Here is an 18,540-nt window from a genome sequence, read left to right as displayed (position 1 = left end):
TTCTTCGGGCGGTCGCCTCGCCTGCGCGGCGGGCTGGTGCGGGCGAAGGGACTCGAACCCCCACATCTTGCGATACTTGGACCTAAACCAAGCGCGTCTACCAGTTCCGCCACGCCCGCACAGGACATCGCCGTAGCGGGCGCGTCTATACCAACGATGCATGCGGGGGCAAGCACATAGGCAACTCCCGCTGATTACAGGCGTTGAACATCCAGAAGGAGAGACATCATGGCTACCCAACCCCCGGCAGAGTTCCCGACCCCGACGTCGCCCGTCGAGCCGACCGCGCCGCCGCCCGAGTTCAATCCGCCCGCGCCGGATATCGACGTGCCAGCACCGGGAACGCCGTCGAACGATCCCGCGCCCGTCCAGCCGGAGTTTTGAGCGTGAGCGATCCGCATTCCGGCACGAACCCTGAAACGCTCCCCGAGGATCGTGACGAGGATACCCGCAGCGATATCGAACAGGCGGTTGAGTCGCGTTCCGACGCGGTCGAGCGCGGCGAAGGCGGCGACGAGCCCGAGACGTTCACGGACAGCGGCCTGCCCGACGGCGTCGGCGGCACCGGTGGGGTCGTAAAGAACCAGGACAACGACGCGCAGTAAGCTCGCGTCAGCAACCATACAGGCGGGGATGGCTATCTATACGATACCACCCCCGCCAATCAGGACCCGATCATCCCCACGATTCCTACCTTCGCCGAGCATCAGAGCCTCTATATCGCGCTCGGGCTCGCCGTATCGCTGCTGATCCTGGCGCAGCGCATCCCGAGCATCCGAACGCTCGTCAATCTGGCGATGACGCTTGTCCTCGTCGGACTGCTGTTCGTCGCGATCGACCAGCGGCGCCAGTTCGATCCCTATGTCGGCAAGATCGCGCGGTTCCTGAAGATCGAGGACCAACAGGTGGTCGGCGGCGAGGTCCGGATCCGGATGTCACCGGATGGGCACTTCTGGGCACGGGCGACGATCGACGGAGTGAGCCAGCGGCTGCTGATCGACAGCGGCGCGACGATTACCGCTATTTCGGAGAAGACGGCGGAGGCTGCGGGGGTCGAGGCGCGGATCGGCGTGGTGCCGATCGTCTTGCAGACCGCCAACGGCTCGATCGCGGCGAAGACGGGGAAGATCGCGAGTTTGCGTCTCGGCGCGATCGTCGCGCGGGACTTGCAGGTGGTGGTGTCGCCCGCGTTCGGCGAGACCAACGTGCTGGGGATGAACTTCCTGTCGCGCCTCGCGTCGTGGCGGGTGGAGGAGAACACGCTGATCCTCGTGCCGCATCATCCGCAGCAGGTGGACGCGTAAGGCCGCCTCCCGCCCTCAGCTGCTCCCCTACTCCACCCAACCACCCCCACCCCGGCGGAGGCCGGGGCCCAGTTGGAAAGGTCGCAGTAACGAAGCGCCGCCCTCAGTCAGCAACATCCCCCAACTGGGCCCCGGCCTTCGCCGGGGTGGTGGCGATTGGGAGACGGCTCCCCTTCTGTTCCCTCGCGAACGCGGGGGCCCAGGAATCAAGCAGCGCTGCACTCAGTTACCCGGGGCTCCCGCCTTCGCGGGAGAACGGACATGGGCGGGAACCGGTAGGTGTCGGAAAGCTAGGAAGTAGGTAGCTTTACGAAGCCACCGATTCCCCAAGCATCCCCTTCAGAACCTCGTTCACGACAGCAGGGTTAGCCTTCCCCCCCATCGCCTTCATCGTCTGACCCACGAAGAACCCGAACAGCTTGTCCTTGCCGCCGCGGTAATCCGCAACCTTGTCCGCGTTCGCCGCCATCACCTCGGCGATCACAGCCTCGATCGCGCCGGTATCGCTGGTCTGCTTCAACCCGCGATCCTCGACCACCTTGGCCGCGCCGTCGCCGGTCTCGAGCATCACCTCGAACACCTGCTTGGCGAGGCTACCCGACAATGTGCCGTCCGCGATCAGTCCCAGCAATTCCGCCGCCTGCGCCGGCGACACAGGCGAGTTCTCGATGTCCTTCCCCGTCCGGTTGAGCGCGCCGAACAGCTCCGACGTCGTCCAGTTCGCCGCCGCCGCCGGCTTCACGCCCGCATCGAGCAGCGCATCGAACCACCGCGCCGCCTCGACTTCGGCGGTCAGCACCGTCGCCTGATACGCGGTGATCCCGAGCGCCTCGTACCGCGCGCGCTTCGCGTCCGGCAATTCCGGCAACGACGCACGGCACTCGGCCAGGAACGCGTCGTCGAGCACCAGCGGCAACAGGTCCGGATCGGGGAAGTAGCGGTAATCATGCGCGTCTTCCTTCGATCGCATCGAGCGCGTCTCGTTGCGATCGGGATCGTAGAGCCGCGTTTCCTGCTGGATCTTGCCGCCGGCCTCGAGCACCTCGACCTGACGCTTGGCCTCCTGCTCGACCACCGCCATCACGAAGCGCACCGAATTGACGTTCTTCGTCTCGGTCCGCGTGCCCAGCTCGTCGCCGGGCTTGCGCACGCTGACGTTGACGTCGGCGCGCATCGAGCCTTCTTCCATGTTGCCGTCGCACGACCCGACATAGCGCAGGATCGATCGCAGCTTCCGCAGATAAGCCCCTGTTTCCGCAGGAGACGCGAGATCGGGCTTCGACACGATCTCCATCAGCGCGACGCCCGACCGGTTGAGATCGACATACGACTGGGTCGGATGCTGGTCGTGCATCAGCTTGCCCGCATCCTGCTCGACATGGATGCGCTCGACGCCGATCCGCTTGCCGCCCATCGTCTTACTGGTGGCATCGGGGTTCTTCTCGTCGAGACTGATGTCGATGGCGCCCTCACCGACGATCGGATGATAGAGCTGGCTGATCTGATAGCCCTGCGGCAGATCGGCGTAGAAATAGTTCTTCCGATCGAACCGCGACCATTTGTTGATCTGCGCCTCGATCGCCATGCCGGTGCGGACCGCCTGACGGATGCACTCACGATTCGGCACCGGCAGCATGCCCGGCATCGCCGCGTCGACCAGCGACACCTGCGTATTAGGCTCCGCGCCGAACGCGGTCGCCGCGCCCGAGAAAAGCTTGGCGTTCGACGTCACCTGCGCGTGCACTTCGAGGCCGACCACGACCTCCCACTCGCCGGTTTCGCCCTGGATTCTGTAATCGCTCATGTTACCACCAAGCCTCTGGTCGCGCGGTGAATCCTGCCCGCTGTTCTATCGCGAGCCCTGCGTTCAGCACGCCTTGCTCGTCGAGCGGCTTGCCGATGATCTGAAGCCCAAGCGGCAGACCCTGCTTGTCGAGGCCACCCGGCACCGACATCGCCGGCAACCCAGCGAGCGACGACGGCACGGTGAAGACGTCGTTCAGGTACATCGCGATCGGATCCGCCGACTTCTCGCCGAGCGCGAACGCCGCCGAGGGTGCGGTCGGGGTCAGCAGGACGTCGCACGTCTCCCACGCCCGTTCGAAATCGCGCGCGATCAGCGTCCGGACCTTCTGCGCCTGCGTGTAATACGCGTCGTAGAAGCCGGCCGAGAGGACGTAGGTGCCGATCATGATGCGGCGCTTCACCTCGGGGCCGAAGCCATCCGCACGCGTCGCGGCGTACATGTCCTGCAAGCCGGCGCCGGTCGGCAGGTCGCGGATCCCGTAGCGGACGCCATCATAGCGCGCGAGGTTCGACGACGCTTCGGCGGGCGCGATGATGTAATAAGCGGGCAGCGCGTATTTGGTATGCGGGAGCGAGACCTCGACGATCGTCGCACCGGCATCCTTCAGCCAGTCGATGCCCTGCTGCCAGAGCGCCTCGATCTCCTCGGGCATCCCGTCGACGCGATACTCCTTGGGAATACCGACGCGCAGGCCATTGAGATTGCCGGACAAACCCGCTTCCCACTTCGGCACGTCGAGCTGCAACGAGGTGCCGTCCTTCGCATCGAACCCGGCCATCGCCTCGAGCAGGATCGCGCAGTCACGGACGTCGCGTGCCATCGGCCCGGCCTGGTCGAGCGACGACGCGAACGCGATCGTCCCCCAGCGCGAGCAGCGGCCATAGGTCGGCTTGATGCCGCTGATGCCGGTAAAGGCGGCAGGCTGGCGGATCGAGCCGCCGGTGTCGGTGCCGGTCGCGCCGGGGCAGAGTCGCGCGGCGACCGCCGACGACGAACCGCCCGACGACCCGCCGGGGGCGAGCGAGGCGTTACCGCCGTCGTTGCGCTTCCACGGCGAGATCACGTTGCCGAACGCCGAGGTCTCGTTCGACGAGCCCATCGCGAACTGGTCCATGTTCAGCTTGCCGAGCATCCCCGCGCCCGCATCCCACAAATTCTGCGAGACGGTCGATTCGTAGGTCGGCGTGAAGCCTTCGAGGATGTGGCTCGCCGCGGTCGTCGTGGCGCCCTTGGTGCAGAACAGGTCCTTCATGCCGATCGGCACGCCGGCCAGCGGCTTGAGCGTCTCGCCGGCCTCGCGCGCGGTATCGGCGGCGGTGGCGGCAGCGATCGCGTGTTCGGGCGTCTCGACGAGAAACGCGTTCAGGGCCTTGGCCTGGCTCACCTTTACGATGAACGCATCGGCGACTTCTCGCGCCTTGAAGGAACCATCGCGGACGCCGTCGCGGATGCCTGCGATGCCGAGATCTGTGAGGTCGGTCATTATTCGATCACCTTGGGCACGGCAAAGAACCCGTGTTCGGCCACGGGCGCGTTGGCGAGGACCTGCTCGCGGATGCCGCCGCCGGTCAGCGGGTCGGCGTTGACGACGTCGTCGCGCAGCCGCAGCGTGTTGGGGATGACGGCGGTCATCGGCTCGATACCGGTCGTGTCGACCTCTTCGAGCATCTCGATCCAGCCAAGGATGTTTCCGAGTTCCGGCGCCATGCGGGCGGCGTCCTCGTCGGTGATCGCGATGCGCGCAAGGCTCGCGATCCGCTTCACGGTTGCAGTATCTACGGACATGGGCTGCGGCTAGCACCGCGTGGCGCGAGCGCGCAACACCCTTCTAGCTCCCTGCCCCTTCTGGTTCCCCCGCGGAGGCGGGGGCCCAGGATTACAAACGATACCGCCCGAGATCCTGTTCCCCCGCCTCCGCGGGGGAACAGGCCACTTTCCGGCCGCCGGCGTTTTCCTCTACAATCAGGCGCCCGTTGCAACCTTTCCCAGCTTGCGGCACGGGAGCCGGACCGCCTGCACGGAAGGTCCCGCTTGGCCCGCAAGTTTCTCTATTTCGTCGCCGCCATGATCGTCCTCGCGATCGCCGCGCTGCTCGCCTACCGCCTGTTCGGCACGCAGTTGATGCGCGCGGTTATGGTGCCGAGCGAGACGTTCCAGGCGCAACGCGAAGCCCCGCGCAACATCTACGCGCGGAAAATCATGTGGCTCGCCCGCCCCGACGCGCCGGGCAATCCCGCGCTGTGGACGCCGCCCGGCTACACGCCCCGTGAACGCGGCACGGGCGCGGCAATCTTCTTCATCCACCCGACGTCGTACATCAACCGCGACCATTGGAACGCGCCGATCGACGATCCGGAGACCAATGCGCGGGCGGAGCTGTTCCTTCGCGGGCAGGCTAGCGCGTTCAACGAGGCCGGCGACATCTGGGCGCCACGTTACCGCCAGGCGACGTTCGGCGCGTTCCTGACCAGCGCCGCGGACAGCGAACGCGCGCTAGCGCTGGCTTACGGCGACGTCTCCGCCGCGTTCGACCGGTTCCTCAAGGAAGCCGGTTCGACCCGGCCGATCATCCTTGCCGGGCATAGCCAGGGCGCATTGCACCTCACTCGCCTGCTCCGCGACCGCGTTGCGAACGACCCGAAGCTGAAGGCGCGGATCGTTGCGGCGTATGTCGTCGGCTGGCCCATCTCACGCGCGACCGATCTTCCGCAGATGGGCCTCGCCGAATGCCGCACCGCCGACCAGACCGGCTGTATCCTATCGTGGGAGAGCTTTGCCGAACCTGCCGATCCGTCGCTGATCGTCGACGCCTATGACCAGACCACCGGCTTCAACGGCCAGCCGCGCAAAGCCACGCCGATGGTCTGCACCAACCCGCTGACCGGCACCGCCGACGCGACGGCGCCGACCACCGCCAACCTTGGCACGCTCGTCCCGTCCGTGGACCTGAAGACCGCGACGATCGCAATCGGCAGCGTCCCCGCACGGTGCGCCGACCGCGGCTTTCTGCTGATCGGCGAGGGCCCGAACCTCGGGCCGTACGTGCTGCCCGGCAACAATTACCACGTCTACGACTACAGCCTGTTCTGGGCGAACATCCGCGCCGACGCCAACCGCCGCCTGAAGGCTTTCCAATGATCACGCTCTCCGCCGCGCAGTTCCGCGACGCGCTCCCGAACGGCGGCCGGCTGATCGGCCTCGACGTCGGCACCAAGACGATCGGCACCGCGCTCTGCGACGCGGGCTGGAGCTTCGCGAGCCCTGCCCTCCTGATCCGGCGTACCAAGTTCCAGAAGGACAAGGCCGCGCTTGCAGAGATCATCAAGGCGCAGGCGGTCGTCGGCCTCGTCATCGGCCTGCCTATCAACCTCGACGGCAGCGAGAGCCCCCGTTCGCAATCGACGCGCGCGTTCGCGCAGAACCTCAAGGACATGGGCCTGCCCATCCTGCTCCAGGACGAGCGCTGGTCGACCGTCGCGGTCACCCGCACGCTGATCGAACAGGACGCCAGCCGCGCCAAGCGCGCCGAACTCGTCGACAAGATGGCCGCCGCCTACATCCTCCAGGGCGCGATCGACGCTCTGGTGACCGCACAGATCTAGCGCACGACCCGGTAGAGCGTGGACTGACCGTTGGTCCAGATCACGCGCAGGTCCGGCGCTTTCGCCGCTCCCGGCGCGAACCCGATCGTCCAGACGTGCGTGAAGGCCGCACGTGGGAACTGCGCGATCGTCGTCTTGAAATCGGAACCGATGTGGGCACAGATCGACGGATAGACGCTCTGGCCGGGGTCTGCGGTATAGGGCGCGGCGATCGCATAGCGGATCTGCAGCGCCTGCTGCCCCTCGATAGCCCATTGCTCGTTGCTGAAAGTGTCGCGCCGCACGATCGCCAATCCCGGCAGGTGATCGCGCCGCAGATCGGTCCACGCCCCGCTACACGGGCGCGCGACCAGCGACAGGACGGCCGCACCTCGTGAAATATGGCCGATCGCTGCGAGTTCGCGCTGCTGTTCGGACGATCGCTCGACAAAGCTGACGGTGTCGCCCGTCAAGCGGATCAGGACGAACGCCACCGCCAGCAGCGCCAGCGTCCGCGACTGCGCGACATCGGTCGGACATATCGCAATCAGCGCGAGCATCATCCCGGCCGGTGCGATCCGCATGTCGACATACGCGCCCCCCATCAGCAGCCGTGGCAGCACGACGAACGCGCCGAGGCATAGCAGCGCAGGCAGCCCGAGCAGCGGTGAAAATCCCATCCGCCGGCTCCGCAGGGCTGCGTACAGGACGCCGATTACCGTCAGCAACGAGAACAGATCGAACCATTGCCAGCGATCGCGAAAGAGCGACAGCAGCCACATCGTCTTCACCGTCAGGTTGAACCAGTCGTCGGCGCCCAACCCTCCCGCCCCCAGCCCTCCCGCCCCCTGCCCCGACGCAGCGGCGGCGATCATGGCGATCAGCGGCACGCCGAGCGGTACGCATTGCAGCGCAGCCATGACGAACGATGCGGGCCAGCCGTGCCCGCTCGCACGGACTCGCGCGACGTCGGCGCCCGCCGCCATCAGCCCGAACAGTCCCCAACCGAAGCTGTGCGAGATCCACAGCACGCACGCGATCGGCACGAACAGCGGCGCGCGCAGGACGAGCCGATCCTGCCGCCCCAGCCGGATCCACAACGCCAGCGCACAAAACGCCAGCGCCTGCGACAGCGCGAAATTGACGAAGCCGAACTGGAACGGCCAGGCATAGGCGAGCGGTACTGCGAACATCGCGGTCGGCGGCACGCGCCCATGCGCCTCGCGCGCCGCCCATAACAATCCGACGACGGTCAGCATCGGGATCGCGATCACTGCCAGCTTGGTCGCGACCTCGAAGGGAAACAGGTTCGCCAGCGCCGGCACGAGCAAATCCATCCCCAGATTGGGAATCAACGCCCAGCGATAGTCGTAATAGCGCTGAAGATCGGGCGAGGTCGGCAGCGCCATCGCGATATGCCAGCGCCCCATATGGCCCGGTAGATCGCTGAGCGGAGGCAGCGCCGGCCACAACAGCGGCACCGCGGACAGCAGAACGAGCGTCACGGCAAACGCGCGCGTTTCCCACCATCCGGCACCGTTCGCGTTCGTCATCTCGTCCTGCGCCCTCGCCCCATCTGCAAACGCCATCCCATATCCACGCTAAATTCCGGTTAACCATGCGGATTGCGGCGGAGCATCGCGGAGCGCTTGCCCCCTGCAACGCGCGCCACTATCCCGCAGCTTTAATGCGAACCTCAGATCACCGCCCCGCCGCCCTCATCGAAGGCGGCGCCGTCTTCCCGCACCGGCATCTCACCGGTATCGACGGGCTCCAGCCACACGAGATCGCGTTCCTGCTCGACGAGGCGGAGACGTGGGTGAGCGCAAACCGCAGCCATGCGACACCCGACAAACGCCTCGCAGGCCTGACGCAGATCAATGCGTTCTTCGAGAACAGCACGCGCACGCTGCTATCGTTCGAGATCGCCGGCAAGCGGCTCGGCGCGGACGTGGTCAACATGCACGCCGCGCAGTCGAGCGTGAAGAAGGGCGAGACGCTGATCGATACCGCGATGACGCTCAACGCGATGCGCGCCGACGTCATCGTCATCCGGCATATGTCGAGCGGCGCGGTGCGGCTGATCGCGGACAAGGTCGATTGTCCGGTGCTGAACGCCGGCGACGGGCGCCACGAGCATCCGACGCAGGCACTGCTCGACGCGCTGACGATCCGCCGTCGCAAGGGCGCGATCGCCGGGCAGCGCGTCGTGATCTGCGGCGATCTGCTGCACAGCCGGGTCGCGCGGTCGAACATCCTCGCCCTCACCGCGCTTGCCGCCGAGGTCCGCGTCTGCGCGCCATCGACGCTGATGCCGCCGATGATCGAGCGGATGGGCGTCACCGCGTTCACCGATTTCGACAAGGCCCTGGAGGGTGCGGACGTGGTAATGATGCTCCGGCTCCAGAACGAGCGGATGGACGGCGCGTACGTCCCCTCCACACGTGAGTATCGATTGCGCTACGGGCTGACGCTCGACCGGTTGGCGAAGGCGGCGCCCGATGCGCTGGTGATGCACCCCGGCCCGATGAACCGCGGTGTCGAGATCGATTCCGCGGTGGCGGACCATGTGCGCTCGGCAATTACCGAGCAGGTCGAGATGGGGGTGGCCGTCCGGATGGCGTGCCTTGACGTGCTGACGCGAAGAGCGCGCGGCGTGGAGGGTTGGGCATGATCCTCACGCTCACCAACGCGACGCTCGCCTGCCCCGTCGGCGGCGTGACGAAGGGTAATGTGCTGGTCCGCGACGGCGTGATCGTCGCGACCGGGATCGTCGATATTCCGGCCGATGCGGACATCGTCGACTGTGGCGGCAAGACGGTCGCGCCGGGAATCGTCGATCTTGGCGTGGCGAAGGTCGACCGCGCGGCGTTCCGCGCCGGCGGGATCGTGCGGATCGGTCTCATGCCCGACCAGTCGCCGGTGCTGGACGACCCCGGTATCGTCCAGCGCGCCGCGTTGATCGGCAAGCCTGACCTCTGGATCCACCCGATTGCCGCCGCCACGCGGGGGCTTGCAGGCCATGATCTTGCTGAGATGGCGATCTGTCTTTCGGCTGGCGCGAAGGCGGTGGGCACGGGCAAGCACTGGATCGCCGATAGTGGCGTGATGCGGCGCGTGTTGGCCTATGCGCGCGATCTCGACGTAACGGTGATCGCGCATGCCGAGGACGGTGGATTGACCGCCGGGGCGGTCGCGACCGAGGGTGAGACTGCGACGCGGCTTGGCCTGCCTGCCGCGCCGGCGGTGGCCGAGGCGCTGGCGATCGCGCGCGACCTGATGCTGGCCGAGGATACTGGGGCTCGGATCCATATTCGCCAGGTTACGACGGCTGCCGGATTCGACCTGATCCGGGCGGCTAAGCGTCGTGGCGTGTCGGTGACCTGCGGGATCACGCCGGCGCATCTGCATCTGTCTGAGATCGCGGTCAGTGATTTCCGGTCGTTCGCGCTGCTGTCGCCGCCTTTGCGGGCGGAGAGCGACCGGCGGGCGGCGCTCGATGCTATCGCCGATGGTACGATCGACGTGCTGTGTTCGGGGCATGAACCGCGCGGGCCGGAGGAGAAGCGGCTGCCGTTTACCGATTCGAGCAGCGGGATGGCGGGGGCGGAGACGCTGTTGCCGCTCGCGCTGATGCTGGTGCGTGACGAACTGCTAACACTGGAGCGGCTGTTCGCGCTGCTCGCCAGCAATCCGGCGCGGGTGCTGGGGCTGGATACGGGGACGCTGGAGGTCGGCAAGCCCGCGGACCTGATGCTGTTCGACCGGCTCGCGCCTTGGCAGATCGTCGGGGAGGCGTTCCTTGCCGAGGCGGGGAATACGCCGTTCGATGGCTTGCCGGTTCAGGGGCGCGTACTGCGATTGTGGAAGGGTGGGCGCGAGGTTCTGTAAGGGCCACATATCCTCACCACCCCGGCGGAGGCCGGGGCCCAGTTGGAAAGGTCGGCGTAACGAAGGGCCGGCTTCAATTAGCGACGTTCCCCATCTGGGCCCCGGCCTCCGCCGGGGTGGTACCCTGAGAATGGGTAGGCCTTTTAGACGCCCGTTACCGCGACGCCATCTGCATGCCGGGCTTGCGCAACCACTGCGCCATGACGTCGCCGGCACCTTGCCGGACGAAGCACGCGCCGCCCTTGGCGCGGTACTGGCGGCACATCGTGCCCGCCGCGGACCGGCTGAACCCGCCGACCGAGAGGCGGTAGACATCCTCGCCCTTCGCCTTGAACGTCATGCCATTCGGTGAATAGCTGGCGAGTACCGCGAACCGGCGTGCGGCGCGGGCCCAGCCGTCTCTTGCGACCCCCACGCTCTCGAAGGCGCCGAGCTGGACGTACCAGTTGCCGGTCGCGGGTGCCTTTACCTGATACGCCGCGGTCGCCATGGCGCGACCCGACGACATGGGCGCGGACGCCACCTTGATCGGGCCGCCGGCCGGACGGAGCATCATCGTCGGCAACGCCTGGACGACCTCCTGTCGCGGTCCGAACGCTATCTTCGAGACGCCAGCCGCTGACACCGAAGCGATCTGCACAGGCCCAGCTTCGGTCGGCGCGATGACCGGGTCGGCCGCTGCCAAGGCCTGTTCCGGAAGACCCGGCGCAGGCGCGTTCAACGCCAGCGCGACCGGTTGTCCCGGATCCGCCACTGCGCGAACGCCGAGCAGGCTCGCCACCTGATCCGACGCCTTGGCCGGCTGAGCGAACAACGCCCATTGCTCGAGCCGGGCGTCGACGTCTGCTGGTGCCATGTCCGCCGCCGCGACCACGCGTGCTTCCTGCCACCGTCCCGCCAGCGCAAAGCTCAGCGCGAGGTTCTGGCGTACCTTCGCGTTCGACGCGGGCGAACGAGCGGCTTCGGTCAGGACCGCGATCCCGCCAGCGGTATCGCCCGCAAGCGACAGGGCCAGGCCACGATCGACCGCCGGGATGATCGCGGCGTTCGCCTCGAGGCTGTGCCGCGCCGACTGCCAGTCTCCGATCGCGATCTGCGACAGCGCGAGGTTGAGCGCCGCCCTGCCGTTGGTCGGCGACAGGTGCAGCGCGTCGGCGAATGCGTGCGAGGCCGAGGCGAACCGCCCGCCCTTGAGATAGCTCTGCCCGAGCAGCATCCGGTAGTCCGCCTGCTGCGGCATCAGCGCCACCGCACGCTCCGCATAGCCGATCGCCACAGGACCATCGTTGCGCGCGAGTGCCGCCTGTGCCTGCCCCGCATCGCCAGCCGCGCCCTTTGTCGCGAGTGCCGCATTGCGATCGCTGGCCGAGGCGATGCCGCCCCCGTTCGCGGCACAGCCGACCATCGTACCGCCGAGCAGTAGGGCGGAGATGCCGCCGAGGAGGAGGGCGCGCGTGGTCATCGGGGCAATCCCTGTTTCATGGCAAACGCTAGACCGCACATAGTTCCCACTCCCGGTATCCGCGTACGGAGTGCCATATCGGTTCAAAGAAGCAGTTAACGCGACTTCATAATGACTTACGGAGGCGCGATGTTGGGGATCGGGAACGGTCGCCCTTTGCCTTGCGCGACGAACGGCGGCATGGTGGCGGCGAGACGGTATGAGGGATGGCGATGACGGTTCGGCGTAAGCTTTTGGTGGGTGCGATCGCGTTGAGCGGAATGCTGGCCGCCGCCCCCGCGTTTGCCGATGTGAAGGCCGGCGTCGATGCCTGGGCGAAGGGCGATTATCCGCGTGCGATCACCGAGTGGCGGCCGCTGGCGGTGGCAGGCGATGCGGATGCGCAATTCAACCTGGCGCAGGCTTACAAGCTCGGTCGTGGCGTGACGCTGGATCCGGTGCTGGCCGAGAGCTGGTTCCGGAAGGCGGCGATGCAGGGGCATGTGCAGGCCGCGGACAATTACGGGCTCGCGCTGTTCCAGGCCGGCAAGAAGACGGATGCGCTGCCGTGGCTGCAGAAGTCGGTCGCGCATGGTGAACCGCGGGCGCAACTCGTGCTCGGGACGATGCTGTTCAACGGCGACGGCATACCGCGCGATTTCCCGCGGGCCTATGCGCTGATGACGCGGGCCTCGGCGTCGGGCTTGCAGTCGGCCTCGCAGACGCTCGCGCAGATGGACCAGTATATCTCGCCCACCGACCGCGAGAAGGGCACCGCGCTGGCGCAGCAATATGCGTTGCAGTCCCCGCCGCCGGGGCCTTCTCGCGCTACGGTCGGGCAAACGCCGGTAGCGCCGCCGCGTACCGCCAGCGCGCCGCGTCCGTCGAAGCTGCCGCCGAGTTCGCTTCCTGCGCGCATTCCCGGGCCGACACGCGAACCGGCCCCGACGCGGGAACCGACGCCGACGCCGACGCGCGAGCCGGCGCCGGTCAGGCAGGCGCAGGTGAAGCCGCCCAAGCCTGCGCCGACGAAACCTGCTCTGGCAAAAGCTGTAGCGGCCAAGCCCGCGCCCGTGCGTGCGACGGGCAATTGGCGCGTGCAGCTTGGCGCGTTCCGCGATCAGGGCAATGCCGAGACGCAGTGGAACAAGGTTCGCGGCAAGCTGCGCGGTGCACAGCCCTTCTACGCGAAAGCGGGCGGCGTGACGCGGCTGCAGGCGGGTGGCTTTGTTTCGAAGGCGGATGCGACGCGGGCTTGCTCGGCGTCTGGCGTGGCGTGTGTGATCGTTGCGCCCTGAGCGGATGAGCCCGGCCGCTACGATACTCATGACGAGGATGTGCGAATGTTCTTCCTGACCCTGGCGCTGTTGTCGGCGCCATCGACTTGCACCGAGATCAAGCAGCAGTGCCGCGCGTGTCCTACCGCGCCTAACGTCAAAGGGTGTTCTACGGTCGGGATTGCGTGCCAGCCGACGCGTCGCATCTGCGAACCGGCGGTTCCTCCGAAGTCCGTGGCGCGGGCGGACCGGGTGGCTGACAAGAAGGCGCGCTGAGCGATCGGGCGTTTGCCCGGCGGACGAGCGATCGGGTGCGGCAGGGATCAAATAGCCGGACCGGTCGTTTCGTTTCGACATCGACCGGGAGCTAGATGCATGATTTCGAAGACCTTGGCGCTGGCAGTTGCCGGCGCGACGCTGTTGGCCGCGTGTTCTGGCGAGCAGCCTGCTACTAATACTGCCGACGCGATGGTGGATAACGGCGTGTCGTTGCGCAATCTGGCCGAGACCGAAGTGGCGGTGCCCAAGCCTGAGCAGCTGACCGTGAAGGGGCGGCTGATCCCTACCCCGTCCGATCCGACGTCACGTCATTTCCTGTTGCGGGAGCGCAAAGCCGTAGGGGGCACGATCATCGCGATCCTGCGCCAGGAGCATGAGGGCAAGGTCGCCTATGCGCGTACCGAGACCGATTGCGGCAAGCGCCTGTTCCACGTCCTCGGCGTCGGCCCGAACCGCGCGCTGGTCGAGACCAACGTAGCGCATGACGGTCCGCTGCGCCCGATCAAGGGTTTGCCGTTGCGCGAAGAACTCGCGACGTATGTCTGCGAGGCGAGCGGCACGCCGCTGGCGAAGGGGTAAACCTCACTCCAGCTTCACTTCTGCGCCCCTCCCTGGAAGGGTGGGGTTGGGGGTGGGTTGGCCGGCTTGAGCCACTGCGGTCCGAACTTGCGGAAACCGACCCACCCCCTGCCCCTCCCTTCCAGGGAGGGGTAAGAACCTAGTCCATGACCCAATCGTGCCGCGCGATACCCTGCGCATAGAGAAGCGCCGTCAGATCCCCATGATCGATCCGCGCGGCGGCCGCCGCGGCCACGATCGGCTTGGCGTGATACGCCACCCCCAGCCCCGCCGCCTCGATCATCGCCAGATCGTTCGCGCCGTCACCGACCGCCAGCGACTCTTCGACCGTAATCCCCCGCTCGGTGATCGCGGCGTGCAGCGTCGTCAGCTTCGTATTCGACCCGACGATCGGCTTGGTCACCGTCCCCGTCAGCGTTCCGCCCTCGATCTCCAGTACGTTGGCGATCGCACGGTCGAAGCCGATCTGCTCGGCCACCGGCTCGGCGAACCGGGTGAAGCCACCCGACACCAACACCGCAAGAGCGCCCCGCGACCGCATCGTCCGCACGAGAGCCTTCGCGCCGGGCATGATCGTGATGCGTTCGGCTAGGCAGCGTTCGATGTCGCTTTCGGCCAGCCCCTTGAGCAACGCCACTCGGGCGTCGAGCGCCGCTTCGAAGTCCAGTTCACCGCGCATCGCGCGCTCGGTGATCTCCGCGATCTGCGGCTTGATGCCGGCGTAGTCGGCAAGTTCGTCGATGCATTCGACGGTAATCATCGTCGAGTCCATGTCGGCGACCAGCAGCGTCTTGGTACGCGTGACGCTCGATTGAACGACCACGTCGGTACCGACGAACGCACCCTCAAGCGCAACCCGAGCCGCATCCGGCGCCATCCCGAAGATCAAGTCCGCCGCCTCGCCCTCGTCGATCCAGCCGCTCGCGCCCGGTGCGCAGCCGGCGTCGCGCAGGCGGTCCATCGCGGTCGAAATATCGCCTGCGGTCAGCGTGCCCGAGGCTATAAGCGTTGCCGTGAACATAGAAACTCTCCCGAAGGTCGCGCTCATCGCAGGGCCGACCGCGAGCGGCAAGTCCGCGCTCGCGCTGGCCATCGCCGCTGCTCACGACGGCGTCGTCATTAACGCGGATTCCGCGCAGGTCTATGCCGACCTCCGCATCCTCACCGCGAGACCCTCGCCGGAAGAAGAGGCGAGCGCCCCGCACAAACTGTTCGGCCATGTCGACGCAGCCGACGCGACCTACTCCGCCGCGCGTTGGGCTGCCGAAGCGACGCAGGCGATCCGCGATACGCTCGCCGAGGGGAAGCTGCCGATCCTGGTGGGTGGCACGGGGCTCTATATCCGCACGCAGCTCGACGGCATCGCGCCAGTCCCCGCGATCGACCCAGACCTTCGCGAGCAAGTCCGTGCCCTCCCCGTCGCCCAAGCACACGCCGCGCTCGCGCAACTCGACCCACAAGCCGCTGCCAAGCTCAACGCAGCCGACACCACCCGCGTCGCTCGCGCCCTCGAAGTCGTCCGCAGCACCGGCCGAACGCTTGCCGATTGGCAGACCGAGAAGGTCGGCGGGATCGGCGATACGATTGACGTCCGCGCGCTGATCCTGATCCCCGACCGCGACTGGCTCAACGCGCGCATCGACCAGCGTTTCGCCGAGATGGCCGACACCAGCCGCGAGGAAATCACCGCGCTGCTCGCCCGCACCGATATCCCGCAGGACGCCCCGATCCGCCGCGCGATCGGCGTTCCCGAGATCGCCGCGCTCGTCCGCGGAGAGACTTCGAAACCCGACGCCATCGCCGCCGGATCGCTCGCCACGCGACGCTATGCCAAGCGCCAATATACGTGGCTCCGGCACCAGCCACCCGCTGCTTGGACCCGCACCGAAGCCCTAGATCTCCCAACGCGCATGCAGCAATTTGAAACTATATTGCTCAAATGATGTTTGACACGCATCTTTTATATCGGTAGCCGCCCCCTCCACGAGACGCTAAAGGCAGCGTTCTCGCAAAGGATGATATGAAATGACCGAGAAGAGTGGAGCCGATATCCTGATCGAGGCGCTGTGCGATCTCGGCGTGGAGGTCGTCTTCGGCTATCCGGGTGGTGCCGTGCTGCCGATCTACGACGCGCTGTTCCGCAGCGGGCGGATCAAGCACATTCTGGTGCGCCATGAGCAGGCCGCGACGCATGCCGCGGAAGGCTATGCCCGCTCGACCGGCAAGCCCGGCGTGGTGCTCGTCACCTCGGGTCCCGGCGCGACCAACGCGGTCACCGGCATCACCGACGCGCTGATGGATTCGATCCCGATGGTCGTGATCACCGGCCAGGTGCCGACCGCGCTGATCGGTACCGACGCGTTCCAGGAAGCCGATACCGTCGGCATCACGCGCCATTGCTCGAAGCACAATTATCTCGTCAAGGATCCCGCCAAGCTGGGCGACGTGATCCACGAGGCGTTCCATATCGCCACCTCGGGTCGTCCCGGCCCGGTCGTCGTCGACATCCCCAAGGACGTGCAGGTCGCGACCGCGCGCTACAAGAAGCCGGGGCCGATCCAGCACAAGACCTATCGCCCGCAGGTGAAGGCCGACCAGTCGCAGATCGAGCAGCTCGTCGACATGCTCGCCGCGGCCGAACGCCCGATCCTGTACACCGGCGGCGGCATCATCAATTCGGGCCCCGCCGCGAGCCAGTTGCTGTGCGAACTCGTCCGCATCACCGGCGCACCCGTGACGTCGACGCTGATGGGCCTAGGCGCCTATCCCGCGTCCGGCCCGCAGTGGCTCGGCATGCTCGGGATGCACGGCACGTACGAGGCCAACATGGCGATGAACCAGGCCGACCTCGTCGTCGCGCTCGGCTCGCGCTTCGACGACCGCGTGACCGGGCGGCTCGACGCGTTCAGCCCGAACTCGCGGAAGGTGCATATCGACATCGATCGCTCGTCGGTGAACAAGACCGTGCGCGTTGATCTCGGGATCATCGCGGATGTCGGCCATGCGCTCGAGGACATGGTGCGGACCTGGAAGAGCCGCCAGCATCCCAAGCCCGACACGACCGACTGGCAGCGTCGGATCGCAGGCTGGCGCGCGGTGAAGTGTCTCGATTTCCCCGAGAACGACCCGAACGAGATCATGCCGCAACGCGCGATCCGGGCGCTGTTCGACGCGACGCACGCGCGCTCGCCGATCATTACGACCGAGGTCGGCCAGCACCAGATGTGGGCGGCGCAGCATTTCGGATTCGAGAAGCCGAACAAGTGGCTGACCAGCGGTGGTCTCGGCACGATGGGCTATGGCTTGCCCGCGGCGATCGGTGCGCAGCTCGGCAACCCGAACGCGCTGGTCATCGACATCGCCGGCGAGGCGTCGATCCAGATGAACATCCAGGAGCTGGCGACCGCGTCGCAATACCGGTTGCCGGTGAAGATCTTCATCCTCAACAACCAGTATATGGGCATGGTCCGCCAGTGGCAGGAGCTCACCTATGAGAGCCGCTATGCCGAGAGCTATTCGGATTCGCTGCCCGATTTCGTGAAGCTCGGCGAGGCGTATGGCTGGAAAGGCATCCTGATCGAGACGCGCGACCAGCTCGACAGCGGCATCGCCGAGATGCTGGCATATGACGGCCCGGTGATCGTCGATTGCCGCGTGTCGCAGCTGACCAACTGCTTCCCGATGATCCCGTCGGGCGCGGCGCATACCGACATGATCCTGCAAGCGAACGAAGTGTCCGGCACGATGGACGACGAAGCGAAGGCGCTGGTTTAAGATGCACATTTCTCAGGAAAAGGCCGAGCGACACACGCTCGCCGTCATCGTCGACAACGAACCGGGCATCCTCGCCCGGATCGCCGGCCTGTTCACCGCGCGCGGCTATAATATCGAGAGCCTGACGGTGAGCGAGATCACCGCGGACAAGTCGGTCAGCCGGATCACGATCGTCACCAGCGCGTCGCCGGCGACGATGGAGCAGATCCTCGCGCAACTTGACCGGCTGGTCCCCGTCCACAAGGTCACCGACCTCACGGCACAGGGCGCGCACGTCGAACGCGAGCTCGCGCTGGTGAAGGTCCGCGGCACCGGCGACCACCGGATCGAGGCGCTGCGCCTCGCCGACGTCTACCGGGCGCGCGTGGTCGATGCGACGACGTCGAGCTTCGTGTTCGAGGTCACCGGCGGGATCGACAAGATCGACAAGTTCGTCGAACTTATGGGTGAAGTCGGTCTGATCGAAGTAGCCCGAACCGGCATCGTCGCGATCGCCCGCGGCAAAGAGCCGGCTTAACACTTCTCCGCTTTTAAAATTTTGTTCTCCCGCGAAGGCGGGAGCCCAGCCTGGACCTCCGCCTTCGCGGAGGGACACACCTTATCGAAA

19 protein-coding genes and 1 tRNA gene are annotated in these 18,540 nt (G+C 66.7%); 13 read left to right on the top strand and 7 right to left on the bottom strand.

What is annotated here, in order from left to right; genetic code table 11:
* Window positions 1–34: 34 nt before the first annotated feature.
* Window positions 35–119 (bottom strand) — tRNA-Leu (locus O6X71_RS01735).
* A gap of 109 nt (window positions 120–228) precedes the next feature.
* On the opposite strand from O6X71_RS01735, the gene O6X71_RS01730 reads away from it, so the two are divergent.
* The 3 genes from O6X71_RS01730 (at window position 229) to O6X71_RS01720 (ending at window position 1,304) form a co-directional block, all read left to right on the top strand.
* The gene (locus tag O6X71_RS01730; RefSeq protein ID WP_168371595.1) at window positions 229–384 is read left to right on the top strand and encodes a hypothetical protein; all 156 of its coding nucleotides are present in this window, start codon (window positions 229–231) and stop codon (window positions 382–384) included.
* A gap of 2 nt (window positions 385–386) precedes the next feature.
* Complete coding sequence (locus O6X71_RS01725) at window positions 387–605, top strand: hypothetical protein (RefSeq protein ID WP_082444012.1); 219 nt, start codon at window positions 387–389, stop codon at window positions 603–605.
* 192 nt (window positions 606–797) lie between these two features.
* Complete coding sequence (locus tag O6X71_RS01720) at window positions 798–1,304, top strand: retropepsin-like aspartic protease family protein (RefSeq protein ID WP_353464183.1); 507 nt, start codon at window positions 798–800, stop codon at window positions 1,302–1,304.
* 307 nt (window positions 1,305–1,611) lie between these two features.
* Here the strand turns inward: O6X71_RS01720 and gatB are convergent, their stop codons facing one another.
* From gatB to gatC, 3 genes are read right to left on the bottom strand one after another with little or no spacing between them, the layout of a single operon-like run.
* The gene (gene gatB, locus O6X71_RS01715) at window positions 1,612–3,108 is read right to left on the bottom strand and encodes an Asp-tRNA(Asn)/Glu-tRNA(Gln) amidotransferase subunit GatB (protein WP_353464182.1); all 1,497 of its coding nucleotides are present in this window, start codon (window positions 3,106–3,108) and stop codon (window positions 1,612–1,614) included.
* 1 nt (window position 3,109) lies between these two features.
* Complete coding sequence (gene gatA, locus O6X71_RS01710; protein WP_353464181.1) at window positions 3,110–4,594, bottom strand: Asp-tRNA(Asn)/Glu-tRNA(Gln) amidotransferase subunit GatA; 1,485 nt, start codon at window positions 4,592–4,594, stop codon at window positions 3,110–3,112.
* On the bottom strand, window positions 4,594–4,896 hold the full coding sequence (gene gatC, locus O6X71_RS01705; protein WP_056048145.1) for an Asp-tRNA(Asn)/Glu-tRNA(Gln) amidotransferase subunit GatC: 303 nt from the start codon (window positions 4,894–4,896) through the stop codon (window positions 4,594–4,596). Before gatC ends, gatA begins: the two co-directional genes overlap by 1 nt.
* Before the next feature lie 246 nt (window positions 4,897–5,142).
* Here gatC and O6X71_RS01700 point away from each other — a divergent pair, with 246 nt between their 5' ends.
* Together O6X71_RS01700 and ruvX are read left to right on the top strand one after the other, a co-directional pair.
* Complete coding sequence (locus O6X71_RS01700; RefSeq protein ID WP_353464180.1) at window positions 5,143–6,249, top strand: DUF3089 domain-containing protein; 1,107 nt, start codon at window positions 5,143–5,145, stop codon at window positions 6,247–6,249.
* On the top strand, window positions 6,246–6,713 hold the full coding sequence (ruvX, locus tag O6X71_RS01695) for a Holliday junction resolvase RuvX (protein ID WP_060524389.1): 468 nt from the start codon (window positions 6,246–6,248) through the stop codon (window positions 6,711–6,713). The genes O6X71_RS01700 and ruvX overlap by 4 nt, the downstream gene beginning before the upstream one ends.
* Here ruvX and O6X71_RS01690 read toward each other — a convergent pair.
* Window positions 6,710–8,281, bottom strand: a complete 1,572-nt coding sequence (locus O6X71_RS01690; protein ID WP_353464179.1) for a hypothetical protein — start codon at window positions 8,279–8,281, stop codon at window positions 6,710–6,712. The genes ruvX and O6X71_RS01690 overlap by 4 nt on opposite strands.
* Before the next feature lie 98 nt (window positions 8,282–8,379).
* Between O6X71_RS01690 and O6X71_RS01685 the strand changes: the two genes are divergently transcribed.
* On the top strand, window positions 8,380–9,366 hold the full coding sequence (locus O6X71_RS01685) for an aspartate carbamoyltransferase catalytic subunit (protein ID WP_353464178.1): 987 nt from the start codon (window positions 8,380–8,382) through the stop codon (window positions 9,364–9,366).
* Window positions 9,363–10,583: a dihydroorotase gene (locus O6X71_RS01680; protein ID WP_353464177.1), complete on the top strand. Its 1,221-nt coding sequence runs from the start codon at window positions 9,363–9,365 to the stop codon at window positions 10,581–10,583. Before O6X71_RS01685 ends, O6X71_RS01680 begins: the two co-directional genes overlap by 4 nt.
* 154 nt (window positions 10,584–10,737) lie before the next feature.
* On the opposite strand, the gene O6X71_RS01675 is transcribed toward O6X71_RS01680, so the two are convergent.
* Window positions 10,738–12,045 carry an SPOR domain-containing protein gene (locus O6X71_RS01675; protein ID WP_353464176.1) on the bottom strand — a complete coding sequence of 436 codons (1,308 nt, stop codon included), beginning with the start codon at window positions 12,043–12,045 and terminating at the stop codon, window positions 10,738–10,740.
* A 212-nt stretch (window positions 12,046–12,257) separates the two neighbouring features.
* Between O6X71_RS01675 and O6X71_RS01670 the strand changes: the two genes are divergently transcribed.
* From O6X71_RS01670 to O6X71_RS01660, 3 genes are all read left to right on the top strand, one after another.
* On the top strand, window positions 12,258–13,322 hold the full coding sequence (locus tag O6X71_RS01670; protein WP_353464175.1) for an SPOR domain-containing protein: 1,065 nt from the start codon (window positions 12,258–12,260) through the stop codon (window positions 13,320–13,322).
* A 45-nt stretch (window positions 13,323–13,367) separates the two neighbouring features.
* Window positions 13,368–13,577 carry a hypothetical protein gene (locus O6X71_RS01665; protein WP_353464174.1) on the top strand — a complete coding sequence of 70 codons (210 nt, stop codon included), beginning with the start codon at window positions 13,368–13,370 and terminating at the stop codon, window positions 13,575–13,577.
* A 99-nt stretch (window positions 13,578–13,676) separates the two neighbouring features.
* The gene (locus O6X71_RS01660) at window positions 13,677–14,159 is read left to right on the top strand and encodes a hypothetical protein (RefSeq protein ID WP_353464173.1); all 483 of its coding nucleotides are present in this window, start codon (window positions 13,677–13,679) and stop codon (window positions 14,157–14,159) included.
* 139 nt (window positions 14,160–14,298) lie between these two features.
* Here O6X71_RS01660 and serB read toward each other — a convergent pair whose 3' ends face one another.
* A complete protein-coding gene (gene serB, locus O6X71_RS01655; protein WP_353464172.1) occupies window positions 14,299–15,180 on the bottom strand; it encodes a phosphoserine phosphatase SerB in 882 nt (293 codons plus the stop codon).
* Here serB and miaA point away from each other — a divergent pair.
* From miaA to ilvN, 3 genes are all read left to right on the top strand, one after another.
* A complete protein-coding gene (gene miaA, locus O6X71_RS01650) occupies window positions 15,173–16,102 on the top strand; it encodes a tRNA (adenosine(37)-N6)-dimethylallyltransferase MiaA (protein ID WP_353464171.1) in 930 nt (309 codons plus the stop codon). The genes serB and miaA overlap by 8 nt on opposite strands.
* A gap of 82 nt (window positions 16,103–16,184) precedes the next feature.
* Window positions 16,185–17,933 carry an acetolactate synthase 3 large subunit gene (locus O6X71_RS01645; RefSeq protein ID WP_353464170.1) on the top strand — a complete coding sequence of 583 codons (1,749 nt, stop codon included), beginning with the start codon at window positions 16,185–16,187 and terminating at the stop codon, window positions 17,931–17,933.
* 1 nt (window position 17,934) lies between these two features.
* Entirely contained in the window at window positions 17,935–18,450 is a 516-nt protein-coding gene (gene ilvN / locus O6X71_RS01640; RefSeq protein WP_056057922.1) for an acetolactate synthase small subunit, read from the top strand.
* Window positions 18,451–18,540 lie beyond the last annotated feature (90 nt).

Source organism: Sphingomonas faeni (assembly GCF_040407505.1).
GTDB lineage: Bacteria > Pseudomonadota > Alphaproteobacteria > Sphingomonadales > Sphingomonadaceae > Sphingomonas > Sphingomonas faeni_E.
Note: the sequence above shows the minus strand (reverse complement) of the source record. Positions and strands in the feature narration are given on the sequence as shown.

What these genes read in the sequence shown, in the direction of transcription:
- gatC (WP_056048145.1), bottom strand. Translation starts at nt 4,896, where the DNA reads ATGTCCGTAGATACTGCAACCGTGAAGCGGATCGCGAGCCTTGCGCGC.
- O6X71_RS01645 (WP_353464170.1), top strand. Translation starts at nt 16,185, where the DNA reads ATGACCGAGAAGAGTGGAGCCGATATCCTGATCGAGGCGCTGTGCGAT.
- O6X71_RS01685 (WP_353464178.1), top strand. Translation starts at nt 8,380, where the DNA reads ATGCGAACCTCAGATCACCGCCCCGCCGCCCTCATCGAAGGCGGCGCC.
- O6X71_RS01720 (WP_353464183.1), top strand. Translation starts at nt 798, where the DNA reads ATGACGCTTGTCCTCGTCGGACTGCTGTTCGTCGCGATCGACCAGCGG.
- O6X71_RS01690 (WP_353464179.1), bottom strand. Translation starts at nt 8,281, where the DNA reads ATGGCGTTTGCAGATGGGGCGAGGGCGCAGGACGAGATGACGAACGCG.
- gatA (WP_353464181.1), bottom strand. Translation starts at nt 4,594, where the DNA reads ATGACCGACCTCACAGATCTCGGCATCGCAGGCATCCGCGACGGCGTC.
- gatB (WP_353464182.1), bottom strand. Translation starts at nt 3,108, where the DNA reads ATGAGCGATTACAGAATCCAGGGCGAAACCGGCGAGTGGGAGGTCGTG.
- serB (WP_353464172.1), bottom strand. Translation starts at nt 15,180, where the DNA reads ATGTTCACGGCAACGCTTATAGCCTCGGGCACGCTGACCGCAGGCGAT.
- O6X71_RS01675 (WP_353464176.1), bottom strand. Translation starts at nt 12,045, where the DNA reads ATGACCACGCGCGCCCTCCTCCTCGGCGGCATCTCCGCCCTACTGCTC.
- ilvN (WP_056057922.1), top strand. Translation starts at nt 17,935, where the DNA reads ATGCACATTTCTCAGGAAAAGGCCGAGCGACACACGCTCGCCGTCATC.
- ruvX (WP_060524389.1), top strand. Translation starts at nt 6,246, where the DNA reads ATGATCACGCTCTCCGCCGCGCAGTTCCGCGACGCGCTCCCGAACGGC.
- O6X71_RS01660 (WP_353464173.1), top strand. Translation starts at nt 13,677, where the DNA reads ATGATTTCGAAGACCTTGGCGCTGGCAGTTGCCGGCGCGACGCTGTTG.
- O6X71_RS01670 (WP_353464175.1), top strand. Translation starts at nt 12,258, where the DNA reads ATGACGGTTCGGCGTAAGCTTTTGGTGGGTGCGATCGCGTTGAGCGGA.
- O6X71_RS01680 (WP_353464177.1), top strand. Translation starts at nt 9,363, where the DNA reads ATGATCCTCACGCTCACCAACGCGACGCTCGCCTGCCCCGTCGGCGGC.
- O6X71_RS01730 (WP_168371595.1), top strand. Translation starts at nt 229, where the DNA reads ATGGCTACCCAACCCCCGGCAGAGTTCCCGACCCCGACGTCGCCCGTC.
- O6X71_RS01665 (WP_353464174.1), top strand. Translation starts at nt 13,368, where the DNA reads ATGTTCTTCCTGACCCTGGCGCTGTTGTCGGCGCCATCGACTTGCACC.